Origin of the sequence: Flavobacterium salilacus subsp. salilacus (assembly GCF_004634195.1) — a bacterium.
Classification (GTDB): Bacteria; Bacteroidota; Bacteroidia; order Flavobacteriales; family Flavobacteriaceae; genus Flavobacterium; species Flavobacterium salilacus.
The window spans coordinates 103,014-127,212 of record NZ_SKBP01000008.1; the positions used below are offsets into that span (position 1 = coordinate 103,014).

The window sequence follows — 24,199 nt, forward strand, 5'->3', positions numbered from 1 at the left end:
AAACTGTCGGTTACAAAAAAATAGTGCGAAAAACAGTCAATTTTACATAGTAATGTGCTGTTTTTCAGCAGTAGAAGATTTTTAAAAAATTTATCAATAAATATTTTGGGATATTAAAAAATTTATATCTTTGCTCCGAATTAATAATTAACCTTTATAATTTAGTAAGATGAAAAAAGTTGTTTTAAGCATGGCTCTAGTTGCTATGATGAGTGTTTCTTTCGTATCATGTAAAGAGAAAGCTGCTGAAGCTGAAACTGAAGAAGTAGTAACTGAAGAAGTTGCTCCTGTAGAAGAAGAAGTTGCTCCTGTTGAGGCTGATACTATGCAAGCTGACACTATGCACGCTGAAACTCCAGAAGTTGAGCACGCTCACTAATAACTAGCCAGTTAAAGTATTTAAAAGCTCCGCAATGCGGGGCTTTTTTGTTTATATTTGATTATCTGATTTTATGCTTCCCCGAATAATACTCAATAATTACTTTAATGAATAACAAACAACATTGGGAAACGGTTTATAAAACTAAACAACCTAACGAGGTTAGCTGGACACAGGATGTACCCCATACCTCTTTACGATTTATAGAAAACTTTACTGTATCTAAGGATGCCAACATTATAGATATTGGCGGAGGCGATAGTAATTTAGTTGATCATTTACTCGATTTGGGCTACAGTAATATTACCGTACTCGATATTTCGGAAAAAGCACTGGAAAGAGCTAAAGAGCGACTTGGCGACAAAGCCAAAAACGTAACATGGATTGCATGCGATATTACCAAATATAAACCTGAGGTAAACTATGCTGTTTGGCACGACAGGGCAACGTTTCATTTCCTCACTTCACAAGAACAGACAGATGCTTATCGGGATATTGTAAATAATTGCGTTAAGGGGTATATGATTATCGGGACATTCTCAGATAAAGGACCTAAAAAGTGCAGCGGACTGGACATTACCCAATATACCGAAGTAAGTTTAGAAACGCTTTTTACAGATAATTTTGAAAAATTAAGCTGTTTAGAACAAGAGCATATAACGCCTTTCGGCACTACACAGAATTTTTTATTTTGTAGTTTTAGGAAGAAATAGAAAAGGCGATACCAATGCATCGCCCTTTGTTTGTGAAGTAAAGCATATAATTTATTCGCCCATATAGGTTAGTGTTTTCCACATGGTATCAATAAGCTCTTTACTGGTTTTAGAATATTCTTCGGTAGCTATCATGGTTAAAATAAGAATGCCCTCATCCCTGCTCCCTATGGAGGCAACCTCATAAATACTGGTATCGCCTTTATACGTCAATACAGCTTTGCCAACCTTGATTTCCCTTCCGGACTTTAGTTTGGTTACATAGTCTTCCCGGCGCATTTCATAGCCATAATCAACACTCTCTTTAACAACCTCGTTCAACATAAGTTCGTTAAGCATTTCAGGGTTAATACCATCATATTTCTGAATAATAAAACCCGATCCTTCGGCAGTCATTACCATAACTTGCGAAATTCCGTCTTCAAGGTCAACTTTTGAGGTTTTAAAATCTTTACTGTATTTAAAACTGAAAAGATCATCATTATAAGTCAGCGTATCTTTAGAAAAAACTTTAAAAGTAACCGCTTTACCGCCTACAGAAGTTTCATAATTACGATCAAGAGCTATAGGCATTACTTTACCGTTAATCTCAATTAAATAATCTTCTTGGGCACTAACAGTAAAAGAAATGAAAAGCAAGAAGCAGAAAAATGGTAGTTTTAATTTCATAACAAGCGTTGTGTAAATTGTTAAAGCCCAAATATAAAGCAAAAGATATTAACACTACTTTAACTAAACATCAAAAAGTTAAAATCTAAAGGCATAAAAAAAGCCCCGATAAATATCGGGGCTTATAACTCTGTACTCAAGGCGGGACTTGAACCCGCACGGGCATTACTGCCCACTGGATTTTAAGTCCAGCGTGTCTACCAATTCCACCACTCGAGCATAACAGGTAGTGTTAGAGCGAAAAACGGGATTCGAACCCGCGACCTCAACCTTGGCAAGGTTGCGCTCTACCAACTGAGCTATTTTCGCATTATATCAAGTACCGCTGTTTATTTCAGTATTGCGAGTGCAAATGTAGCACATTTATTTATTTTTGCAAGGCTTTTTATAAAAATTTTCAACCAAATAAGATAACTTTCTGATAACGTTAACCTTAAATAATAAACATCTTTCACACCATTACTACTGCTGTAATCACAATTGTAATTTACGAAGCATAGCAGGGTGAAACTACTTTGTAAGCATACGTTTTATCTCGTTCAGTTTCATCAAAGCCTCTACAGGGGTAAGGGTATTAATATCGAGGTTTACTATCTCCTCTTTTATTTCTTCCAGTAACGGGTCGTCAAGATTAAAAAAGCTCAATTGCAATTCGTCTTTGGCAGCTTCTTTTATAGTACCCAGTGCTTCGCCGGAATGGTCTTTTTCCAGCTTTTTGAGCATTTTTTGTGCTTTCTGTATTACCGTTTGTGGCATTCCCGCCATTTTAGCCACATGAATACCAAAACTGTGCGCCGAACCGCCTTTTACCAGCTTACGGATGAACAACACCGTATCTTTCAGTTCTTTTACTGATACATTGTAGTTTTGGATGCGTTCAAAAATATCCTGCATCTCGTTTAACTCATGGTAATGCGTTGCAAAAAGCGTTTTGGGCTGTGCAGGATGTTCATGTAAAAACTCGGCTATTGCCCAAGCAATCGATATACCGTCATACGTACTGGTACCCCGCCCTATCTCATCGAGCAGTATCAGGCTGCGGTCAGATATATTATTCAGAATGCTTGCCGTTTCGTTCATTTCGACCATAAATGTCGATTCACCCATCGAGATATTATCAGAAGCTCCTACCCTTGTAAAAATTTTATCTACCGTACCCATACGCACGCTCTCGGCAGGCACAAAGCTCCCCATCTGCGCCAACAGCACTATAAGAGCCGTTTGCCGTAATATTGCCGACTTACCCGACATATTGGGTCCGGTAATCATTATTATCTGCTGCGAAGCCCTATCCAAATAAACATTGTTGGTAATGTAAGGCGTACCCACAGGCAATTGCTTTTCTATTACAGGGTGACGCCCCTCTTTAATATCCAGCTCAAAACTATCATCTATTTCGGGGCATACATACTTGTTTTCTATTGCCAGTTGTGCAAATGACATGAGGCAATCTACCTGTGCTATTAAACTCGCATTGAGCTGTACGGGCTTTATATACGTAGCTATCCACACCACCAGTTGGTCAAACAATTGCGTTTCCAGTTGGTGTATCTTTTCCTCTGCACCTAATATCTTGGTTTCATACTCCTTTAGTTCTTCGGTAATGTAACGTTCGGCATTTACCAACGTTTGTTTACGTATCCACTCCGCAGGCACTTTGTCTTTATGCGTGTTGCGCACTTCTATATAATACCCGAAAACATTATTAAAAGCTATTTTAAGCGAAGTAATGCCCGTCCGTTCGGCTTCCCTCTTTTCGATACCTTCCAAAAATTCTTTGCCTGAATAGGCTATACTGCGCAGTTCGTCCAGTTCGGGATGTATCCCTTTTGCAATAGCATTACCCTTATTTATCGATACGGGAGCATCAGCGTTAAGCGTTTCTTTTATCTTTTCGCGAAGCAAGTCGCAACTGTGCAGGCTGTCGCCAATGGCTTTCAGCGCATCGTTCTTACTTTCCAGAGCCAGTTGTTTTATTGGGATAATCGCATCCAGCGAATCTTTCAGGTTCACCACCTCGCGGGGCGATACCTTGCCCGTAGCAATTTTGGAGATAAGCCTTTCCAAATCGCTTATCTGTTTTACCTGCTGCTGTATTTTTTGTAATACGGTGTTGTTTTCTTTCAAGTAAGCCACTACCTCATGGCGCGCCCTTACTTTATTGGCATCCTTTAACGGAAGTGCCAGCCAGCGTTTCAGCAGCCTGCCACCCATAGGCGAGAGCGTCCTGTCGATAACATCCAGCAAAGTAACCGCATTATGGTTATTGCTATGGTATAATTCAAGATTACGAATGGTAAAACGATCCATCCACACATAAGCATCTTCAGCTATACGCTGAATTGTTGTTATATGTTGTACTTTGTTATGTTGTGTTTCGGACAGGTAGTATAACACCGCCCCAGAGGCGATTACTCCCTCCTGTAAATCTTCTATACCAAAACCTTTCAGTGAGTTTGTCCCAAAATGAGTTGTCAGGCTCTCAAAAGCATAATCTTCTTTATATACCCAGTCTTCCAGATAGAATGCATGATAATCTTCGCCAAAGGTTTCGCGGAAATTGGTTTTTTCATTTTTAGCAACTAATACTTCGCTGGGGCTGAAGTTTTGCAGCAATTTGTCGATATACTCTTCGTTACCCTGCGCGGTAAGGAACTCACCTGTTGATACATCCAGAAAAGAAATACCCAGATTTTTTCGCCCGAAATATACCGATGCCAAAAAGTTATTTGATTTGGATTGCAGTACCTCATCGTTCATAGACACCCCGGGCGTAACCAGTTCGGTAACACCGCGCTTCACAATAGTTTTGGTCATCTTGGGGTCTTCAAGCTGGTCGCATATTGCCACACGCAATCCTGCTTTTACCAGTTTGGGCAAATAGGTATTTAACGAATGGTGCGGAAACCCTGCCAATGCGGTTTCTGTTTCGCTGCCTGCACCGCGCTTGGTAAGTACTATGCCCAGTATTCCGGCTGCCCTTACGGCATCTTCGCCAAAGGTTTCATAAAAATCGCCCACTCGAAACAACAGGCAGGCATCAGGATACTTTGCCTTTATGGTGTTGTACTGTTTCATCAACGGGGTTTCTTTTCCTTTTTTTTCTTTAGCTGCCAAGAGAATACTTTTATGAGTTACTAAGAAGCGAATTTAATCAAAATACCAAAAACTAAACACCGATGTTTGTAATTGGTGGATAAGTAAACCGGATAGATTGTTTATTTTTGCTTTTTACCGATTTTATACCATGAGAAAACTCGAAAACAGCGAACTGGACAGGAAAAGTGTTGAAGATTTTAAAAAGGCAGAGAAAACGCCGCTTATTATACTATTAGACAACATCAGGAGCCTGCATAATATAGGCTCAGTATTCCGTACGGCAGATGCTTTCCTTGTAGAGAAAATATACCTGTGCGGTATTACGGCAGTACCGCCCAATAAAGAAATTCATAAAACAGCCCTGGGCGCAACCGAAACCGTTGCTTGGGAATACAACAACGATGTTCTGGAAGTTATCACATCACTCCAAAAAGAGGGCGTGGATGTATGGGCGGTGGAGCAGGTAGAAGATGCTGTTTTCTTAAACGACTTTATACCCGAAGAAGGTAAAAAGTATGCCATTATTTTTGGGAACGAGGTAAAAGGAGTGTCGCAAAAAGCCATTGAGTTATGCAGTGGCAGTATCGAAATACCGCAATTAGGGACTAAACATTCCCTCAACATATCCGTAAGTACAGGTATAGTTGTATGGGATATCTTCCAAAAAAACTATACAAAACACAAGGTATAGGCATAATTGGCTATATTTATGCATTGCGTTTTTTATATTTACGAAATGAATAATTTTAATCAGCCTTTTTTAAGAATAAATAATTTAAAGCAATGCTTTTTTACAGTATTGTTTTTTATATCGTTATCGCCCGGTATTAAGGCGCAAAATAATGATGCCCCTGTATTAACGGCAACAGGAAACCAGATATATTGCCCCGGCGGAAGCCTTAACATTACAACTGCTTTTACTATTACTGATACCGATGATACCGCTACCGAGGCTATTTATATACAAATATCGTCAGGATATCAAAACGGGCAGGATGTACTTACCCTTACAGGAACACACCCCGGTATTACAAGTTCATGGAATGCAACTTCGGCTAAATTGAGTATAACAGGAACTACAGGGCAGGATGTGTCTTATACTAATCTTATTGCTGCTGTAGAAGATGTAGTTTATGCTAATACTGCTCTTAACCCGATACCCGGCACAAGAACCTTTTCTATAACCGTTGGGCAAGCCAACTATCTCGAATCTACCAATCATTATTACCTCTATATCCCTCAGCAGGGCATACACTGGAATGCTGCCAGAGTTGCTGCGGAGGCATCAACCTATTACGGATTGCAAGGTTATCTTGCCACCATATTATCTGAAGATGAAGCGCAGCTTATAGGCGAACAGGCATTAGGCACAGGCTGGATAGGCGGTACCGATGAAGCTACTGAAGGCGTATGGAAATGGGTTACAGGTCCTGAGGCAGGTACTACTTTTTGGAACGGAGGACCTAACGGCAGCACCCCAAATTATGAATTTTGGAATAATGGCGAGCCTAATAATCAGAATAATGAAGATTATGCTCATATTACTGCACCCGGCGTAGGAATACAAGGCTCATGGAATGACCTGCCTATGGCAGGCGGTCCGAATGAATATGCTCCTCAGGGTTATATAGTAGAATATGGCGGTATGCCCGGCGACCCTATATTACAGATATCGGCTGCCACAACTATAACCATTCTGGAAATTACCAGCACAGGATCGAGCGCAGCATGCGGGAGTGGTCCTGTAACACTGTTAGCCGGCGCGGGAGTTAATGATGTGTACTGGTACACCGCAGCAACAGGAGGCACACCCGTACATACAGGCACCAGCTATACTACTCCTGCCATTACCGCTACTACTACATACTATGTATCTGCTTATGATGAAACGTGTACCACCGCCACACGAACACCCGTTGTTGCTACCATATACCCGTTACCCACCGTTACTTCAGGAGCAACACCGCCTGCTATTTGCGGTTCGGGGACAGCAACGTTGCAGGCAACAGCATCTAACGGAACAATAAACTGGTATAATGCCGCAACAGGCGGTAACCTTGTAGGAACGGGCAACACTATTACCAGTCCGGTTATAAACAATACCACAACTTTCTATGCCGAAGCGGTAAACAGTAACAACTGCCCGTCGGCAACACGAACAGCAATAACCATAACAGTAACACCACTGCCCACTATAACCACCATAACTACCCCGCCCGCATTGTGCGGTTCGGGTACGGCACCGCTTAGCGCAACGCCATCAGCAGGCTCAATAAACTGGTACAATGCTGCAACAGGCGGTACTCTTATAGGATCGGGCAATACTATTACAAGCCCCTCTGTAACGGGTACGACAACTTTTTATGCCGAAGCTATTAATAATGGCTGCATATCTGCAAACCGTACCCCTATTACGGTAACGGTAAACCCATTGCCCACCATTACAGCTACATCACCTGTTAACCTGTGTGTGGAAGGCACAGTAACACTTACCGCTACGCCCTCAACAGGTACTGTTAACTGGTACAACCAGGCTATAGGAGGCACAGCCCTGGCAACAGGAAGCAACACTTTTACAACTCCGTTTATCAATACGAATACTACCTATTATGCCGAAGCAGTTAGCAATAATGGTTGTATATCGGCAACGCGCGCTGCTGTTGTTGTAAATGTTGTACCCTTGCCCACTGTTACGGCAACATCGCCTATAGCTTTGTGTGCAGGAGATACGGCAACACTCGAAGCACAAACCACTGCCGGAACGGTTAATTGGTACACACAGCCCAGTGGCGGTACTCCGGCAGGGACAGGAACGCCTTTTACTACTCCTGTACTTACCACATCTGTAACTTATTATGCCGAAGCGGTTAGCAGCGAAGGCTGCGCATCAGCCGGTCGGGCTGCGGTAACTATCAACGTTAGCCCCTATCCTACCATAAGCGCTACAATACCCGATACTATTTGCGGTGGAGGCAGTGTTACACTACAGGCAACTCCATCGGTAGGTATCATCAACTGGTATGATGCCGCAACGGGCGGAAACCTTATAGGGACAGGAAACAGTATAGCAAGCCCTGTTATAAATGCTACCACAACTTTTTATGCGGAAGCCGTAAATAACGATTGCCTTTCGGAAAATCGCGTAGCGGTTACCGTAACCGTAAACCCATTACCTACCATTACGGTAACAGCTCCCGAAGTACAACTTTGTCAAGAAGGCGTTGCCATACTGGAAGCAACAGCATCTGACGGGGTAATCAACTGGTATGCTGATGAAACGGGAGGCTCGCTACTATTTAGCGGTAATGAATTTGAAACACCTTTTTTAACCGAAAGCACTACCTATTATGCGGAAGCGGTTAGCATTGCTAACTGTGTTTCGGCAGAACGCACTGCGGTAACGGTAGTAATAACACCCTTACCTACCTTAACTGCTGATGTTGATGTAACAACCTGCTTTGACAACCCAACACTATTAGAAGCCACACCATCGGCAGGAACAATAAACTGGTACACCGATGCAACAGGGGGTACGCCTATAGCCACAGGTACAGCATTTACCACACCGGCACTAACGGAAGATGCTGTATATTATGCCGAAGCAGTGCATAACGGTTGCCCATCGGCAGTACGAACGGCAATAAATATAACTGTAGTACCGCTACCCGAGGCGGGTGCTGATGAGGCTGTCCTGTTTTGTGAGAATGACACGGAACTGTTGGATGCCGAAATTGATGATGATGTAACTTACTTATGGGATACCGGTGAAACCACACCCCGAATTACCATTGACGAGGCAGGAACTTATACAGTAACAATTACCAACGCTTCGGGATGTACTGATTCGCAAACTTTTACCGCCGGTATTATTCTTGCTCCCGATATTACTGTTGTACAAGTGAACAATACAGACGAGGCTACCATTATTATGGAAGATAATACACAAGATTATGAATATTCGCATGACGGTGTAAATTATCAATCGTCGCCTGTATTTCGAGATTTGAAAGATGGTACATATATGGCTTTTGCCCGTTCACTTAACGGATGTGGTATCGATACAAAAACATTCAGGGTATTACTGGTACAAAAATATTTTACTCCTAATAACGATGGTATTAACGACGCCTTTACCATAGCCGGTATGGCAACCGCCTATCCGCAGGCGACGGTAACGGTGTTTGACCGTTACGGCAAAATAATTATAGGACTAAACCGATATAATCGTGAATGGGACGGTACTTATAACGGCAATAAGCTCCCTGCAACGGACTATTGGTATATTATAAAACTAAACAGTACAAGCCCTGAAATTAAAGGGCACGTCAGCCTTGTACGCTAACTAATTGCTTTATCAATTCTTGCAATTCGGCAGGAGTATTTGCGGTATAATCAGGTGGTGTTTGGGTTATTGCTTCGGCTGAATCATAGCCCCAGCTTACCCAAACTACAGGTATATTACATTTGCGGCACGCTACAATATCGCGGGCTTCATCGCCTATATAGATTACTTCTTCCCATTGCAGGTTTTTATCCTTTAATAACTTTCGAAGTAATACATCTTTACCAAAAACTTTACTCGAAGTATATATTTCGGGAATGGCAACACCCTGCATTTCGAAAAAAGACTTAATGTTTTTCTTTGCATTGGTAGAAACGATACAATAAGCATAACCCTCAGTATCAAGGGTGTTTAACAATGGCTTCATCCCTTCATTACACTGCAATCGCCCTACCGAAGCATGAAACTTTTTTATTAACGTATTGGCAATAAAAGGAATTTTGTATAATGGTATGCCTAAATAGTGACAACGTTCTTTTATGCTCAAGCTGCGCAGGTAGTGTATGTTTTCAGAATCAAGAAGTTTATAACCTTTTTGGGTTGCCAACTCGTTATACAACTCAAAAAATATAGCTTTCGAGTCAACCAGTGTACCGTCAAAATCGAACAGTATCAATTTTGCTTTCATGTTATACTTGCTTTAACCTTGCCTGTATCCGGTCGAGAATCCAGATGTAATCTTCCTGATTCTTTACAAAATCTTTGTCAGACACATCTATTACCAAAACATTCAATGCAGGTTGGGCATTGATATAATCAAGATACCCCCTGTTTATCTTTTCAAGATATTCGGGTTTAATATCCTGCTCATAATCGCGCCCGCGTTCTTGTATTTGTTGCAGTAGCCGTTCGGTATTTTGGTACAAATACACATACAAGTCGGGCTTAGGCATCTCTTTATAAATGATATCAAACAACTTGCGGTACAGTCTGTACTCATCTTCGTTAAGGGTAACCTTAGAGAAGATAAGTGATTTGAAGATATGATAATCAGCAACTACAAAGTCGCGGAACAGGTCGAACTGTGCCAAATCATCGGAAAGCTGATGGTAACGATCGGCAAGGAAAGCCATCTCCAACGAAAAAGCATAGCGATTCTGGTCTTTATAAAACTTGGGCAGGAACGGGTTATCGGCAAAACGCTCCAGTACCAGCTTGGCATTAAAATCTTCGGCAATTTTACCCGAAAGGGTTGTTTTTCCTGCACCTATATTCCCTTCTATGGCAATGTAATTAAGGCTTTCAGGATTGTATTCCTGTAATGGCGAGGGTATTGTTGCCACTTTTACGCAAGGGCTGCCGTCCGGTGAGGCAGCTATAAGCTCTGCAATAGTTTTATGCATCCAGGGGTGTTCCCAGCGCGGGTTTATATCACGTAGCGGGTATAGTACAAAATTTCTTTCGTGCATGCGGGGGTGTGGTACCGCAAGGTTTTCTGTAGCCACAACCTCATCATTAAATGCTACAATATCTATATCGATAACGCGGGCAAGATATCCTGCGCTTTTCTGCCTTACACGTCCTGCGCCTTCCTCTGCCGCCAGTAATGCTTCGAGTAATACCTGCGGTGTTTTGCAGGTATGTACCAAAACGGCACAGTTGTAAAAATCATCGCTTTCAAAACCCCAGGCAGGGGTTTCATATACCGCCGAAACTTTTACTACAGTGGCAATATGATTATGGATGTATTGCACACACGAGGCAAGATGCTGCTGCCTGTCGCCCTGATTACTGCCTATGGATAAAATTGCCTGATTTTGAAACTTCATAAGAGATGCAAAGTAAATAAAACAATTTTAAATGCAGTACAGATATGTGGGCTGGTGTTAATAAATTTTAGCGATATAGGTAATTACAACAATGGCTGTAACATAATATGTATTTTTGCTACATATACTTAAAATTTAAATCGTATTTATATGCAGTTTTTAAAAAATGTACTGTCAACAGTAGTAGGGCTTTTCCTGTTTTGTCTTTTGTTTTTATTAGTCATTATTGTTATTGGTGTTGCCGCAGGCAGCGGTAGTGATGATGTGGTTAAGGTAAAAGAAAACTCAGTTATAGAGCTTGATATCAGCGAAGTAACCAATGATTATGCAGGTACTTTTTACAGTGATGAGTTCAGCTTCCTGAATTCTGAACCTACAGACGGTCTTTCGGATGTACTAAAGGCTATTGATGCCGCACAAGAGGATAATAAAATAAAAGGCATCACATTAACCAACAGCACCACTGCACTGGGTATGGCACAAAATAAAGCCCTGAGAGATAAACTGGAAGATTTTAAAAAATCAGGGAAATTTGTAGTTGCCTATTCTGACACGTATAGCCAAGCAGATTATTACCTGAACTCGGTAGCCGATACTATTTATTTAAACCCCGTGGGCGAGATGGAGTTTAAAGGATTATCATCCGAAGTAATGTTCTTTAAAGACTTACAGGAAAAAACAGGCATCAAGATGGAGGTTATCCGTCATGGTAAGTTTAAAGCTGCCGTAGAGCCTTTCCTGAGTAATGAAATGAGCCCTGAAAACAGAGAACAGATAAGCACACTGCTAAACTCTGTGTGGAACACCATAGCCTCAGAGATTGCCGAAAGCCGTAACATACCTCTGGACAGCATTAACAGTATTGCCGAAAACCTTTCGGCACGTACGCCCGATATGGCAAAAGCAAGCAAACTTATCGATAAAATAGGTTATATAGATGAGTTTCACAACGGCATACGTCATGCACTTAAAATAAAAAAAGACGACGAAATTAATACTGTGGATATACTGGACTATGTAGAGGCTAATAAATTTAAAGATTTGCTATCGGACGCGAAAGATAAAATTGCTGTTGTATATGCACAGGGCGAAATAGGCAGCGGTAAAGGCAACCTTACCACCATTGGCGAAATAAGCATGCGCAAAGCCCTGAAAGCAGCAGCCGATGATGAGAATGTAAAAGCTATAGTACTGCGTGTGGACTCTCCCGGTGGCAGCGCACTTACGTCTGACCTGATATGGAGGGATATAGAGCTTGCCAAAAAGAAAAAGCCGGTCGTAGTATCTATGGGTAACCTTGCCGCATCGGGAGGTTATTATATATCCTGCAATGCAAACAGAATTTTTACCGAACCTACTACCATAACAGGTTCTATAGGGGTATTTGGCGTATTGCCGAATTTTACCGAACTGTCTAAAAATATAGGTGTACATACCGAGCAGGTAAACACGCATAAAAACGCAGCAGGTTACAGTGTGTTTACTCCGTTGGATGACGATACAAGAACAATAATACAGCAAAGCGTGGAAAGTGTTTATGACACTTTTATTACCCGTGTGGCAAACGGCAGAAAAATGACTAAAGAGCAGGTAGATGCCATTGGTCAGGGAAGAGTATGGTCTGGTACGGATGCAGTTAATATCGGGCTGGCTGATGAACTCGGCGGACTTGATGATGCCATAGCCTATGCTGCCAAACTGGGTAAAACCGACAGTTACAGCACGGTAAATTATCCTGAATATGAACGTAACCTGGAAGATTTTTTTGCCGATGCTTCCGGTTTACCTTTTGCGCAAAGCAAAGAAGAGTTTATTAAAGAAGAAGTGGGCGAGGAAAATTATCAGGTTATCGAACGCCTGAGACGTGCCAGCCAACTACGCGGAACACAGGTTATAATGCCTTATGAAATAACTATTCGATAAGCTGCGTTATACTATTTTTAACTTTCTTTGTATCGCTTTCTTTGTATCTTTATGGCAAAACGTAATTAAACTATGGTTAAAAAAATTTTAAAGTGGACCGGTATTGTATTGCTGGTACTTATCATTGCGCTCATAGCAGCCCCGTTTATTTTTAAAGGAAAAATAAAATCGATGGTCGCAAAAGCCATTAATGAGCAGGTAGATGCTACGGTAGCTTTTGAAGACGTAAGTTTAAGCCTTTTTACCGATTTCCCAATGGCAAGCGTAAGGGTAGATAAGCTGAGTATTATCAATAAAGCCCCGTTTGAAGGCGATACATTGATATATATGGAGCAAATTGACTTGAGCATGTCAATAAAAGAACTCTTTAAAGGCGAAGGTGAACCCATGAGTTTAAAATATTTGCACACAAAAAACGGTATTGTAAACATACTTATCAATAAAGATGGTATCGGTAATTTTGATATTGCCTTAAAGAAAGATGAAACGGAAGATGATACTGCCGAAGCATCGGAAGGCAAGCCTTTTGCCCTGAATATGCAGGATTATAATGTAGAAAATTTACGTTTCCGCTATTTTGACGAAGGCTCTAAAATGAATATGGTTATCGATAGCCTGTATCATGAAGGACACGGTAATTTTGAGCAAAGCAAACTGGATCTTGATACTAAAACCACAGCCAAGCTGACTATGGATATGGACAAGACCAACTATATGCGCAATGTATCGCTGAAACTGGATGCAGTACTGGGGCTTGATCTTGAAAACAGTATTTATACCTTTAAAGAAAATAAGGCGCTGATTAACCAATTGCCATTAGAGTTTAACGGTAGCCTTGCCATGGTGGAAGAAGGGCAAAAATTTGACCTTACGTTTAAAACGCCAACCTCTTCCTTCAAAAACTTCTTAGGGTTAATACCCGAAGCCTATTCGGGCAGCTTGGAATCGGTTAAAACCGAAGGCGATTTTACTATAGACGGGAAAGTAAACGGACTGTACAGCGAAACTACTGTGCCCAAGTTTAACATTGCTATAGCTTCAAACAATGCTTCGTTCCAATATCCTGACCTGCCAAAATCAGTACAAAACATTGTAATCGATACTAAAATTGTAAACGAAACCGGTTTGCTTAACGATACCTATGTTAACCTTGATAAACTTTCGTTCAGGATAGATCAGGATGTGTTTGATGCTAAAGCCACCATTCGCAATGTAGTCGAAAATGCTTTGGTAGATGCCGAACTGAAAGGGACTATTAACTTAGGGAACTTGGGCAAAGCCTATCCGATACAAATGGAGGTACCGTTATCAGGAATACTGAAAGCGGATGTTGCTACCAAATTTGACATGAAAGCGGTAGAGAACAGCCAATATGAAAAAATTGACAATCGCGGTAGCTTGAGCCTTTCCGGTTTTACCTATTCGGGTGACGGGTTACCGAAACCGATAAAGATAAACCAAGCCAGTGTACAGTTTAACCCAAGTCGTGTAACATTAAGCGAGTTTAATGCCAAAACGGGCGGTTCGGATATTGCTATTACGGGTACATTAGATAACTTCTACGGTTTTATGTTTAAAGACCAAACATTGCAGGGTAACTTTAACATGAACTCTAATCAGTTGTTGGTTTCTGACTTTATGGCTCCTGAGACTGTTGCTTCGGCAAAAAAAGAAGATACCAAAGCAGAAGGTGGTAAAGACGAAACAGCAGAAAAACCTGCACCTGCGGCAACATCGGAAGCGGTTAAAATACCCGCTTTCTTAGATTGTACCATAACCGCTAAAGCAAACACGGTAGTATATGACAACCTGAACATGAAAAATGTATCGGGTAAAATGATTATAAAAGATGAAGCGGTAACATTGGAAAACCTGAAAACATCATTATTTGAAGGGATAATAACCGCTAACGGAAATGTATCTACCAAAGGCGCAGTACCTACCTTTAAAATGGGACTTAACCTGAATAAAGTGGATATACCGCAAACATTTACTCAGCTTGAAATGCTGAAATCTATCGCACCGATAGCTAATGTAATTACAGGAAAATTAAATACTACCATTAATGTGGCAGGTAACCTGGACAGTAAAGAAATGACGCCTGACTTAAACTCACTAACAGGTAATCTGGATGGTCAGTTGCTTAATACGGCTGTTAAAGCTGAAAATTCCAAGATACTGAGTGCACTTAGCCAGAATGTAAAATTCCTGGATATGAGCAAACTAAAACTTGATAACGTAAAGGCTAACCTTACTTTTGAGAACGGAAAAGTAAACATCAAGCCGATAAACCTTAACTATCAGGATATTCCTATTCAGGTAAGCGGTCAGCATGGTTTTGACCAAACCATGAAGTATGATGTGTCTTTAAATGTTCCTGCAAAATACCTGGGCAGCGAGGTAACTAAGCTAATAAGCTCGCTTAATAATACGGATGCAAGTAAAATCAGCGTTCCTGTTAATGCGGTTATTACAGGCAACTTTACCAACCCAAAAGTGAGTACCGACCTCTCTAAATCGGTAACCGACCTTACCAAGCAGTTAATTGCACAACAAAAAGATAAACTGGTAAAACAGGGAACAGATAAGTTAAAAGATATAATAGGTATAGGCGGTAAAAACTCTGACAGTACTAAAACACCAATACCTACCACAAAAGAGGAAGTAAAAGAACAAGCTAAAGAAAAAGCGGAAGAAGCCAAAGAAAAGGCGAAGGATAAAGCAAAAGATGTTATAGGCGGATTCCTCAATAAGAACAAAAAGAAAGAATAGATTAAAAACTATTGTTTAGAATAAAAAAGGGGTTGTCTCAAAAGTGTCATTCTGAACGCAATGTAATGGAGTGAAGAATCTCAATCATTTGATAAATAAGAGATTCTTCCTTCGTCAGAATGACAAAAATGCTTACATAAGCATTTTTGAGACAACCCCTTTTTTTATTTTACAGCTAAACATTAATCTGCACAACAAAACCTTCATAAGTACGTACATTAAACACCGTACCGTCTTCAAAAATAAGGTACTGCCCTTTTACCCCTACTAACTTTCCGCTATACGTGGGCGTTTTAGTAAGGTTCAGGCTTGCTATTTTTTTGGGGTATTCCAAGACAGGGTATTGTAAAGTATATAATTGTTCTTTAGTAGTTTCAAAATAAGGCATTACTTCATTGGGCAGCCATTGTTGCGTCTCAGTCCGTTTTGTTGCCAAATCAATCGGAGCTACATTATTCAACAGCATTTTTTTCCAGTTAATCTTGTCACCCAAATGCCCTTTTAAGGCAACCTCTGTAATACCGGCAAGATACCGGTTAGGCACTTCTATAAGTGGCATTGCCTGGCTCGCCCCTTGGTCTATCCAGCGGGTAGGCACTTGCGATTTTCGGGTTACTCCCACTTTTATATCGCTTGATGAGGCTAAATACACAATATGCGGTTGTAGCTGCACTCTCTGTTCATACGCCAGGTCTCTGTCGGCTATCCCCAAATGTGCCGTACTCAATTCGGGGTTCATTATCCAGTCGCCCGCAGCAGGAGTACTGTAAAAACAATCGTAGCAAAAACCCATCCTGAAAATTTTCTTGTTCTTACCACAATTCAAACATTTAAATCCCATGAAATTCAATTCCATATCGCGACCCAATAACTGGTTCATATTCAAAAAACTGGTATCAAATATCAGATAGTACTGAATTGGGCTGCCAAACTCGGTTTGCATTTTTGTGAGTACACCTTCGTATTGCATAGAAAATTTAGTATTTTTATAGGCACTAAGATACTACAAATATGCCGTTGCCCATAATCAATTCAATAGCATCGTGGATACTAAAAAAACGTATCCACGATATGGAGTTATTTCTCAAATACCCTAATGAGGTACAGGAAGAGCTGCTGATGAACCTTATCCGTACGGCAGAAAACACCGCTATAGGCAGAAAATATGACTTTGCATCGGCAAGAAATTATACTGCATTTTCGGAAAGAGTACCTGTTTCTACGTATGAAGATTTAGAGCCTATTATAGAACAAACACGACGTGGCGAACAAAATGTGTTTTGGTCAAGCCCAATAAAATGGTTTGCCAAATCCAGCGGTACTACCAATGCCAAAAGTAAGTTTATACCCGTAAGCCCCGAAGCACTGGAAGATTGTCACTATAAAGCTGCAAAAGACTTGCTTTGCCTTTACCTGAATAACAATGAAGAATCGCAACTTTTTACAGGAAAAAGCCTGAGGCTGGGTGGCAGCAAACAGCTTTATGAGGATAATAATACTTTTTTCGGCGACCTCTCGGCAATACTGATAGATAATATGCCCCTGTGGGCAGAGTTCAGCAGCACGCCCAGCAACAAGGTATCGCTGATGAGCGAATGGGAAACCAAACTTGCAGCCATAGTAAATGAAACAGTAAACGAAAATGTAACCAGTTTTGCAGGCGTACCCTCGTGGATGATGGTACTTATCAATAAAATACTGGAAGAAACAGGCAAGAGCAACCTGCACGAAGTTTGGCCTAATGTAGAGGTTTATTTTCATGGCGGGGTAAGCTTTGAACCCTACCGAGAACAGTATAAAAAAATACTGCCCAAAGCAGGGTTTCAGTATTATGAAATTTATAACGCTTCCGAAGGTTTTTTTGCCATACAGGACTCCAACGACAGCAGCGAACTATTATTAATGCTAGATTACGGTATTTTTTATGAGTTTATCCCTATGGATACTTTTGGCACACTAAACCAAAAAGTCATTCGCCTTGCCGATGTGGAACTGAATAAAAATTATGCTATAGTAATTACTACCAACTCCGGGTTGTGGCGCTACCTTATAGGCGACACCGTTCGGTTTACCTCCATCAATCCGCACCGTATAAAGGTTACCGGAAGAACCAAACATCATATTAATGTTTTTGGTGAAGAGCTGATGGTAGAAAATACGGACAATGCTATTGCCAAAGCCTGTAAACTGACTGATACGGAAGTAATTGATTATACTGTTGCCCCTATATTTATGGAAGGAAGGCAAAAAGGAGCGCATGAGTGGGTTATTGAGTTTAAAGATGCTCCGAAAGACCCTGAGAAATTCAGGCAATTGCTGGATGAAGCCCTGCAAAGTGTAAATTCTGACTACGAAGCCAAGCGCTACAATAATATGACACTCAATCCGCTGGTGCTTAATGTAGCCCGTCCTAAGCTGTTTTATGACTGGCTAAAGGCTAAGGACAAACTGGGCGGACAACACAAAATACCCCGACTCTCTAACGAGCGGCATTATGTAGAGGAGTTAAAGGTGTTGCAAAAAAACAGTGTACTGCCTGCCGGTATGGTATAATGTTTGTCAAAAATAATTTTAACAGCAAGAATATCAATGAATTAAAATTTATTACTTTATTTTTGCCACCGAAAACAAATTTAAATGAGCTATATGAAAAGGAATTATGTACTACTGGCAGGAGCCGCACTGATGTTTTTAACAACTGCCTGCGGGCCCAAACTACACCGCTATAGTTGTGGGGGAAGAAAACGCTGTATCAGTCAAAATGAAAAAATTGACAAGGCACAGCAAGCGGAAAAGCATGTAACAATTACTCAAAAGCAAAATACTGCTGTTAGCAGATAAATAAAAAAGGGGCTGTCTCAAAAGTGCTTAAACAAGCATTTTTGTCATTCTGACGAAGGAAGAATCTCTTATTTATAAAATAATTGAGATTCTTCACTCCATTACATTGCGTTCAGAATGACACTTTTGAGACAGCCCTTTTTTTTTATTTCGATTAATTCTTATTTACGAAGCAGCTTTAAGCCTTTTCAACAAGTTTTTATTCAAATGATGTTCTACATAGTCTTTATCTACATACAGCTCCTTATCATCCGAGCTTGGTAATTCGTACATAGCCTCGTTTAATATTGCCTCGCATAACGAGCGTAAACCTCTCGCGCCAAGTTTATATTCTAACGCCTTATCAACAATATGGTTCAATGCATCTTCGGATATGGTAAACTCTACCTCATCCATTGCAAATAGCTTTTTATATTGTTTAATCAGTGCATTTTTTGGCTCTGTAAGTATTGCTCTCAGCGTATCCTTATCAAGCGGATCCATGTGGGTAAGCACAGGCAACCTGCCTATTATTTCGGGTATCAGCCCAAAATCTTTTACATCTTTAGGGATAATGTATTGCAAAAGGTTTTCTTTATCTACATTATCATTACTTTTTGATGCGCTGTATCCTACTGCCTGATGGTTGAGCCTTTTTGATATAACACGTTCGATACCGTCAAATGCGCCTCCGGCTATAAACAGTATGTTTTGTGTATCTACCTCTATAAACTTCTGGTCGGGGTGCTTGCGCCCGCCTTTGGGCGGTACATTTACTATAGTGCCTTCCAGCAATTTCAGTAATGCCTGCTGCACACCCTCACCCGATACATCTCGGGTAATAGACGGGTTATCACTTTTACGGGCTATTTTGTCTATCTCATCAATAAACACTATACCGCGTTCAGCTTTTTTTACATCATAGTCAGCAGCCTGCAACAGCCTTGTCAATATGCTTTCTACATCTTCACCCACATAACCTGCTTCGGTTAAAACCGTAGCATCAACTATGGTAAGCGGTACATTAAGCATACGGGCTATAGATTTTGCCACAAGGGTTTTACCGGTACCGGTTTGCCCCACCATAAGTATATTGCTTTTTTCTATCTCAATATCCTCATCATCATGTTGCTGCATTAATCGTTTGTAGTGATTATATACGGCAACCGAAAGCACTTTCTTGGTTTGATCCTGCCCTATTACATATTGATCGAGAAATTTGCGTATATCCTTTGGTTTTTTAAGCTCAAGGTCGGCAGCACCTGCCGATGCTCCGCTCTGCTTTAGTTCTTCCAGCACTATGCCGTGTGCCTGCTCTATGCAACGATCGCATATGTGAGCGCTGATCCCTGCAATAAGCAGATTGGTTTCCGGCTTTTTTCTGCCGCAAAAAGAACATTCTAATACTTCTTTCGCCATATTTAAAATTTCATTATCCAGCAACAGTGCATTTTACTGCCTGTAAGCTGAATAACGTAAAAAGTTTGTCTGTTATTTTCTACTCTCTTATAAGCACTTCATCAACCATTCCGTATTCTTTCGCTTCCTCAGCTTTCATCCAGTAGTCGCGCTCGCTGTCTTTATATACCTGATCGTAGCTTTTTCCTGAGTGTTTAGAGATAATTTGATATAGCTCTTCTTTTAGTTTCAGCATTTCACGAAGGTTTATTTCCATATCGGTTGCTACTCCTTGTGCACCGCCTGAGGGCTGGTGTATCATTACTCTTGAATGTGGTAAAGCCGAACGTTTCCCTTCAGTTCCCGCACAAAGTAATACAGCACCCATAGAGGCTGCCATACCGGTACATATTGTTGCTACATCGGGTCTTATATACTGCATAGTATCATACATACCCAAACCGGCATATACGCTGCCTCCCGGTGAGTTGATATATATTTGAATGTCTTTAGAGGCATCTGTACTTTCTAAAAACAAAAGTTGTGCCTGCACAATGTTTGCCACTTGGTCGTCTATACCGGTACCCAAAAAAATAATCCTGTCCATCATCAAACGCGAAAAAACGTCGAGCTGGGCAACATTCATCTGGCGTTCTTCCATAATATACGGAGTCATACCGGTTGGGGTTACGCGGTTTACCAGTTTGTCATAATATAAATTATTTATGCCGTGATGTTTAGTGGCATATTTTTTAAATTCTTTACCGTAGTTCATATTCAGATTTTTTAGCTATTGTTAATCAAAGAAACAAAAAGCGTCAAACCTTTTAAGGATGACGCTCAAATATACTCAATTTTTGCGAAAATTATTCACCATACATCTCTTTAACGAAATCTTGGTAAGTAACCTCTTTTGTTTTGTATTTCACGTTTTCTTTAAACAGGTTAAGCATTTTTTCGCTCATTACCTGTTCTGATAGTTTTTTAACTTCGTCTTGGTTAGAAAGCACTCGTGCCACTATGTTCTCGACATCTTCATCGGTAGGGTTCATTTGCCCAAACTGTGCCATTTGCTTTTTAATAATTTCAGAGGCATAGGCTTTAAGTTCTTCAAAGTTTACCTGAAGGTTGTTTTCGTTTATGATTTTACCTTCGATAAGCTGATATCGCAACCCTTTTTCTGATTTAGCATATTCTTCCTCTGCCTGTTCTGCAGTTATTGGGTTTTCGCCTACCGTTTGTATCCATTTTTTAAGAAACTCGGCAGGAAGATCAAAATTAGTGTTTTCTATAATCGATTCCGTAACATCGTTAAGGAACTTTTGGTCTGCCTGCTGTGCAAATTGCTGCTCGGCATCTTGCTTAATTTTTTCTTTAACTTCTTCTACAGAGGTTACATTACCTTCACCAAACAGTTTGTCAAACAACTCCTGATTAAGTTCTGCAGGCTCTATACTGTTTATTTCCTCTATTGTGAAGGTTACCTCTATATCAAGCCCGTGTACATCGTCATGATCTACTTTAAGGTAATCCATTAATTTATGATCATCATCAAAAAGCCCTTTGGTAGAAACTGTAACTACATCGCCCACTTTTTTACCGATGAATTTTTTAGCAACGGTTTTAGTTTTGAATGCAGATGTATTGATGGTTACCTCATTGTTAATGCCTTTCTCTTCGTTAGCGAAAACACCATGCATATCGTAACCTTCCTCAACTTTATCTTTAGGAACAAGTTTGCCATACTGTTTCTGTATGCGCTCTACCTGCTCGTCAAGCATTTTGTCGTCTGCAATTATGGTATATTTTACAACTTTATTTTTTGCACTAAGATCTACGGTAAATTCAGGAGCAAGACCCAATTCAAATTCAAAAGATAAATCATCAGCCTCCCAGTCAAAATCCTCAGTAATTTTAGGTAGCGGGTTGCCCAGTACATCCAGTTTTTCTTCTGTAAGATAGTTGTTTAATGATGTTTGAAGCACTTTATTCACCTCATCCAGCAATACGGCTTTGCCATACTGTTTTTGTATAAGGCTCATCGGTACAGCACCTTTCCTGAAACCCGGAATATTGGCGTTTTTTCTGTAATTCTGTAAAACTTTATCTACTTGTGGCTTATAATCTTCTTTTGTTATTGCTACTGTAACAACAGCATTTAGTGCATCTACCTGCTCTCTCGTAATGTTCATTATCTAAAAATGTTTAAATACCATAAAATTATGGCTTGCAAAATTATAATATTTTTACAAGCCATACAAATTTTTAAACTTTTGTATTTTCTACTACCCCGTTAGCCTTTCGCGTTTTAGGTTTCTTCTCTGTCTGACATACCGGATACTAATGACTGGCATATGGAAAGAACTATGCTAAACAACAATGCATGCCAAAAGGTTGGCACATCAAAACCAGGCACAAGTGCACTGCACAGCATTATAATAACAGCATTTATTATCAGCAAAAACAGCCCCAATGTGAGTATTGTGGCGGGCAATGTAAAAATTATCAGTATCGGTTTCACAAAAATATTGAGTAACCCCAAAACAAGTGCAACCAACAAAGCCGACATCCATCCTGTAACGGTTATACCAGGTAACAAGTACGACAGAAGCAGCACAAAAATAGTAGTAAAGAATATTTTTATTAACGTCTTCATTTTTTAGGATAAAAGTGTGTTTTGTAAAATTAAAAAAACACCCTAAAATAAGGGTGCTTTCAGATAATTTATTTTAAACTTTTATTTTTAATTGGTAGGTAAAACCGTTGCTCCGGGAAAATTACCTGCGTTTATTTGCGGTAATTTAGCATTATAATAGTCGTTTATAATCTTTATAATTTCATTGGCAACCACAGCATACCCTCTTGCATTAGGGTGTACCCCGTCAAGCGAAAATAATACTGTGCTAATATTGCTCAGGCTAAAATAGTCCGCATTATAAAGTTGTCCATCCTCCGTTCTTAAACCGGTAACAAGTTTTGCCAATATAGCATTCATATCGGCAACAGCAAGGTTGTTTACTTCGGCTATACCTCTTATGCTTTGGTTAAAGCTTACAGTAGCCTCGGCAACCATATCAGCCTCGTCAGCCGTAAGCACATGCTGATCCTGTAGCGGATAGGTAATACCAAAGGCATCAAACGGAGCAGGAATACCTGCAGGAGCTGTACCAATAACAGAGCGTGTGGACAGCAAAATTAAATCATTTGATGTAGCCTGTCTTGCCTGCCCGAATATACTTCCTATAAACTGTGCTTGGGGAGCAGGATAGCCTGCTTGTATTAGCGCTCCGGCTATTTGGGCAGAAAGGTTTGTTAACGTTTCATCTACAATAAGTAACGGGTTATTGCCTGATGTAGATAACGGAGCTATCCTGTCAGGTTGTCCAAAAGCAGCCAAAGCCTGTGTTATGGGGCCATAAAGCTCAGCATTAAGTTGGGTTATGGCAGCCTGACCCACAGCAACATTACCGCCTCCTATAAGCGATGCTGTAATTGGGTTGTGGGGTACTGTTGTAAAAAACGGTATCGAAGTAACATCGGGTATTGTAGCTACAACGCCTTTTGCCCCGCCCGATGTGAGTGTAGTGGTTATTTGCGAATATACACCGGCAAATACTGTCGGGTCGGTAATATCATTAAAACCATAGGTATTCGGGTCGAAATTACCTAGTTGATTTACCCCAACACCACCCGATGTAGCAAAAGCCAAAACATCGTTACTGCCTATCCAGTTGGTAAAAAAGGTAGGATTTTTTGACATTGCATCACCCAATACTGTAGCTGTAGGCGATGTTGCATGACGAACATAGTACGGATTAGCCAATCCTAACGGCACCCCTGCAGAGTTACCATAACCTGCTGCAAGCAGGTGGAATGATTTTGCACCGGGAACCCCCATATTATTATAGGCTGTTGCCTGTTGTGTAAGTGTTATGGTAGATGTGCCCGCTATAGGTTCAGGACCGCCTGCAGAGGCATCTATAATCAATCTTGTACCATAACCCGGAATACCGATGATGCCTCCCAGATTATTTACGTCTTCTTCATACGATGGTTGTGTAAATTCACCTCCGCCTGCTACGGCAAACTGCTGTGCCAACAGGTTAGGAAATGAGTATGACTGCCCAACGCGCGACATACTGCCATCCATATATCCTGCGGTAAGGGAGTTACCCACTGCAACATAGGAACTAAAATCGGCATCGCCCGAATTGTAGCTGCTATTGCTCAATTCATTTTCAAACTCTGGTTCGCAACCGGCAAATATAAATGCCAGTACGGATAAGCATATAATTTTATTTTTCATTTTCATCTT

Annotated in this window: 18 protein-coding genes and 2 tRNA genes; 8 read left to right on the forward strand and 12 right to left on the reverse strand. The window is 40.7% G+C overall.

The features are described 5' to 3' along the window. Window positions 1-169 precede the first annotated feature (169 nt). Together E0W68_RS13855 and E0W68_RS10635 are read left to right on the forward strand one after the other, a co-directional pair. Complete coding sequence (locus E0W68_RS13855; protein WP_162845824.1) at window positions 170-379, forward strand: hypothetical protein; 210 nt, start codon at window positions 170-172, stop codon at window positions 377-379. A gap of 107 nt (window positions 380-486) precedes the next feature. Next, window positions 487-1,092, forward strand: coding sequence for a class I SAM-dependent methyltransferase (locus E0W68_RS10635; protein WP_135219412.1), 606 nt, complete (start codon window positions 487-489; stop codon window positions 1,090-1,092). 51 nt (window positions 1,093-1,143) lie between these two features. Here E0W68_RS10635 and E0W68_RS10640 read toward each other — a convergent pair whose 3' ends face one another. The 4 genes from E0W68_RS10640 to mutS form a co-directional block, all read right to left on the reverse strand. Beyond that, window positions 1,144-1,761 carry a hypothetical protein gene (locus E0W68_RS10640; protein WP_135219413.1) on the reverse strand — a complete coding sequence of 206 codons (618 nt, stop codon included), beginning with the start codon at window positions 1,759-1,761 and terminating at the stop codon, window positions 1,144-1,146. 133 nt (window positions 1,762-1,894) lie between these two features. Continuing rightward, a tRNA-Leu gene (locus E0W68_RS10645) sits at window positions 1,895-1,980 on the reverse strand. Between the two features lie 17 nt (window positions 1,981-1,997). Further along, window positions 1,998-2,070: transfer RNA gene (locus E0W68_RS10650), tRNA-Gly, on the reverse strand. 201 nt (window positions 2,071-2,271) lie between these two features. Beyond that, complete coding sequence (gene mutS / locus E0W68_RS10655) at window positions 2,272-4,878, reverse strand: DNA mismatch repair protein MutS (protein WP_162845828.1); 2,607 nt, start codon at window positions 4,876-4,878, stop codon at window positions 2,272-2,274. A 130-nt stretch (window positions 4,879-5,008) separates the two neighbouring features. Between mutS and E0W68_RS10660 the strand changes: the two genes are divergently transcribed. Both E0W68_RS10660 and E0W68_RS10665 read left to right on the forward strand, forming a co-directional pair. Beyond that, a complete protein-coding gene (locus tag E0W68_RS10660) occupies window positions 5,009-5,551 on the forward strand; it encodes an RNA methyltransferase (RefSeq protein WP_135219414.1) in 543 nt (180 codons plus the stop codon). A 45-nt stretch (window positions 5,552-5,596) separates the two neighbouring features. Continuing rightward, entirely contained in the window at window positions 5,597-9,202 is a 3,606-nt protein-coding gene (locus E0W68_RS10665) for an Ig-like domain-containing protein (RefSeq protein ID WP_162845829.1), read from the forward strand. On the opposite strand, the gene E0W68_RS10670 is transcribed toward E0W68_RS10665, so the two are convergent. Then, the gene (locus E0W68_RS10670) at window positions 9,186-9,830 is read right to left on the reverse strand and encodes an HAD hydrolase-like protein (protein WP_135219416.1); all 645 of its coding nucleotides are present in this window, start codon (window positions 9,828-9,830) and stop codon (window positions 9,186-9,188) included. The genes E0W68_RS10665 and E0W68_RS10670 overlap by 17 nt on opposite strands. A gap of 1 nt (window position 9,831) precedes the next feature. Continuing rightward, the gene (gene folK / locus E0W68_RS10675; protein ID WP_135219417.1) at window positions 9,832-10,971 is read right to left on the reverse strand and encodes a 2-amino-4-hydroxy-6-hydroxymethyldihydropteridine diphosphokinase; all 1,140 of its coding nucleotides are present in this window, start codon (window positions 10,969-10,971) and stop codon (window positions 9,832-9,834) included. A 150-nt stretch (window positions 10,972-11,121) separates the two neighbouring features. Here folK and sppA point away from each other — a divergent pair, with 150 nt between their 5' ends. Continuing rightward, on the forward strand, window positions 11,122-12,894 hold the full coding sequence (gene sppA, locus E0W68_RS10680) for a signal peptide peptidase SppA (RefSeq protein WP_135219418.1): 1,773 nt from the start codon (window positions 11,122-11,124) through the stop codon (window positions 12,892-12,894). Window positions 12,895-12,966: 72 nt separating this feature from the next. Continuing rightward, entirely contained in the window at window positions 12,967-15,666 is a 2,700-nt protein-coding gene (locus tag E0W68_RS10685) for an AsmA family protein (RefSeq protein ID WP_135219419.1), read from the forward strand. 175 nt (window positions 15,667-15,841) lie between these two features. Here the strand turns inward: E0W68_RS10685 and E0W68_RS10690 are convergent, their stop codons facing one another. Next, window positions 15,842-16,636, reverse strand: a complete 795-nt coding sequence (locus E0W68_RS10690; RefSeq protein ID WP_135219420.1) for a DUF2797 domain-containing protein — start codon at window positions 16,634-16,636, stop codon at window positions 15,842-15,844. A gap of 41 nt (window positions 16,637-16,677) precedes the next feature. On the opposite strand from E0W68_RS10690, the gene E0W68_RS10695 reads away from it, so the two are divergent. Together E0W68_RS10695 and E0W68_RS10700 are read left to right on the forward strand one after the other, a co-directional pair. Then, window positions 16,678-18,219 (forward strand): GH3 auxin-responsive promoter family protein, encoded by a 1,542-nt coding sequence (locus E0W68_RS10695; RefSeq protein ID WP_135219421.1) that lies wholly within the window; start codon window positions 16,678-16,680, stop codon window positions 18,217-18,219. A gap of 93 nt (window positions 18,220-18,312) precedes the next feature. Continuing rightward, the gene (locus E0W68_RS10700) at window positions 18,313-18,507 is read left to right on the forward strand and encodes a hypothetical protein (protein ID WP_135219422.1); all 195 of its coding nucleotides are present in this window, start codon (window positions 18,313-18,315) and stop codon (window positions 18,505-18,507) included. A gap of 165 nt (window positions 18,508-18,672) precedes the next feature. On the opposite strand, the gene clpX is transcribed toward E0W68_RS10700, so the two are convergent. From clpX to E0W68_RS10725, 5 genes are all read right to left on the reverse strand, one after another. After that, entirely contained in the window at window positions 18,673-19,905 is a 1,233-nt protein-coding gene (clpX, locus tag E0W68_RS10705; RefSeq protein WP_135219423.1) for an ATP-dependent Clp protease ATP-binding subunit ClpX, read from the reverse strand. A gap of 79 nt (window positions 19,906-19,984) precedes the next feature. Continuing rightward, window positions 19,985-20,659 carry an ATP-dependent Clp endopeptidase proteolytic subunit ClpP gene (gene clpP, locus E0W68_RS10710; RefSeq protein ID WP_135219424.1) on the reverse strand — a complete coding sequence of 225 codons (675 nt, stop codon included), beginning with the start codon at window positions 20,657-20,659 and terminating at the stop codon, window positions 19,985-19,987. A 91-nt stretch (window positions 20,660-20,750) separates the two neighbouring features. Continuing rightward, window positions 20,751-22,076, reverse strand: a complete 1,326-nt coding sequence (gene tig, locus E0W68_RS10715) for a trigger factor (RefSeq protein WP_135219425.1) — start codon at window positions 22,074-22,076, stop codon at window positions 20,751-20,753. 116 nt (window positions 22,077-22,192) lie between these two features. After that, complete coding sequence (locus E0W68_RS10720) at window positions 22,193-22,540, reverse strand: phage holin family protein (RefSeq protein WP_135219426.1); 348 nt, start codon at window positions 22,538-22,540, stop codon at window positions 22,193-22,195. 87 nt (window positions 22,541-22,627) lie between these two features. Beyond that, window positions 22,628-24,190 carry an SGNH/GDSL hydrolase family protein gene (locus E0W68_RS10725; RefSeq protein WP_135219427.1) on the reverse strand — a complete coding sequence of 521 codons (1,563 nt, stop codon included), beginning with the start codon at window positions 24,188-24,190 and terminating at the stop codon, window positions 22,628-22,630. Between the last annotated feature and the right edge of the window lie 9 nt (window positions 24,191-24,199).

What these genes read in the sequence shown, in the direction of transcription:
- E0W68_RS10690 (WP_135219420.1), bottom strand. Translation starts at nt 16,636, where the DNA reads ATGCAATACGAAGGTGTACTCACAAAAATGCAAACCGAGTTTGGCAGC.
- E0W68_RS13855 (WP_162845824.1), top strand. Translation starts at nt 170, where the DNA reads ATGAAAAAAGTTGTTTTAAGCATGGCTCTAGTTGCTATGATGAGTGTT.
- folK (WP_135219417.1), bottom strand. Translation starts at nt 10,971, where the DNA reads ATGAAGTTTCAAAATCAGGCAATTTTATCCATAGGCAGTAATCAGGGC.
- E0W68_RS10665 (WP_162845829.1), top strand. Translation starts at nt 5,597, where the DNA reads ATGAATAATTTTAATCAGCCTTTTTTAAGAATAAATAATTTAAAGCAA.
- E0W68_RS10695 (WP_135219421.1), top strand. Translation starts at nt 16,678, where the DNA reads ATGCCGTTGCCCATAATCAATTCAATAGCATCGTGGATACTAAAAAAA.
- E0W68_RS10670 (WP_135219416.1), bottom strand. Translation starts at nt 9,830, where the DNA reads ATGAAAGCAAAATTGATACTGTTCGATTTTGACGGTACACTGGTTGAC.
- E0W68_RS10685 (WP_135219419.1), top strand. Translation starts at nt 12,967, where the DNA reads ATGGTTAAAAAAATTTTAAAGTGGACCGGTATTGTATTGCTGGTACTT.
- E0W68_RS10725 (WP_135219427.1), bottom strand. Translation starts at nt 24,190, where the DNA reads ATGAAAAATAAAATTATATGCTTATCCGTACTGGCATTTATATTTGCC.
- E0W68_RS10660 (WP_135219414.1), top strand. Translation starts at nt 5,009, where the DNA reads ATGAGAAAACTCGAAAACAGCGAACTGGACAGGAAAAGTGTTGAAGAT.
- E0W68_RS10720 (WP_135219426.1), bottom strand. Translation starts at nt 22,540, where the DNA reads ATGAAGACGTTAATAAAAATATTCTTTACTACTATTTTTGTGCTGCTT.
- E0W68_RS10635 (WP_135219412.1), top strand. Translation starts at nt 487, where the DNA reads ATGAATAACAAACAACATTGGGAAACGGTTTATAAAACTAAACAACCT.
- E0W68_RS10640 (WP_135219413.1), bottom strand. Translation starts at nt 1,761, where the DNA reads ATGAAATTAAAACTACCATTTTTCTGCTTCTTGCTTTTCATTTCTTTT.
- clpP (WP_135219424.1), bottom strand. Translation starts at nt 20,659, where the DNA reads ATGAACTACGGTAAAGAATTTAAAAAATATGCCACTAAACATCACGGC.
- tig (WP_135219425.1), bottom strand. Translation starts at nt 22,076, where the DNA reads ATGAACATTACGAGAGAGCAGGTAGATGCACTAAATGCTGTTGTTACA.
- E0W68_RS10700 (WP_135219422.1), top strand. Translation starts at nt 18,313, where the DNA reads ATGAAAAGGAATTATGTACTACTGGCAGGAGCCGCACTGATGTTTTTA.
- clpX (WP_135219423.1), bottom strand. Translation starts at nt 19,905, where the DNA reads ATGGCGAAAGAAGTATTAGAATGTTCTTTTTGCGGCAGAAAAAAGCCG.
- sppA (WP_135219418.1), top strand. Translation starts at nt 11,122, where the DNA reads ATGCAGTTTTTAAAAAATGTACTGTCAACAGTAGTAGGGCTTTTCCTG.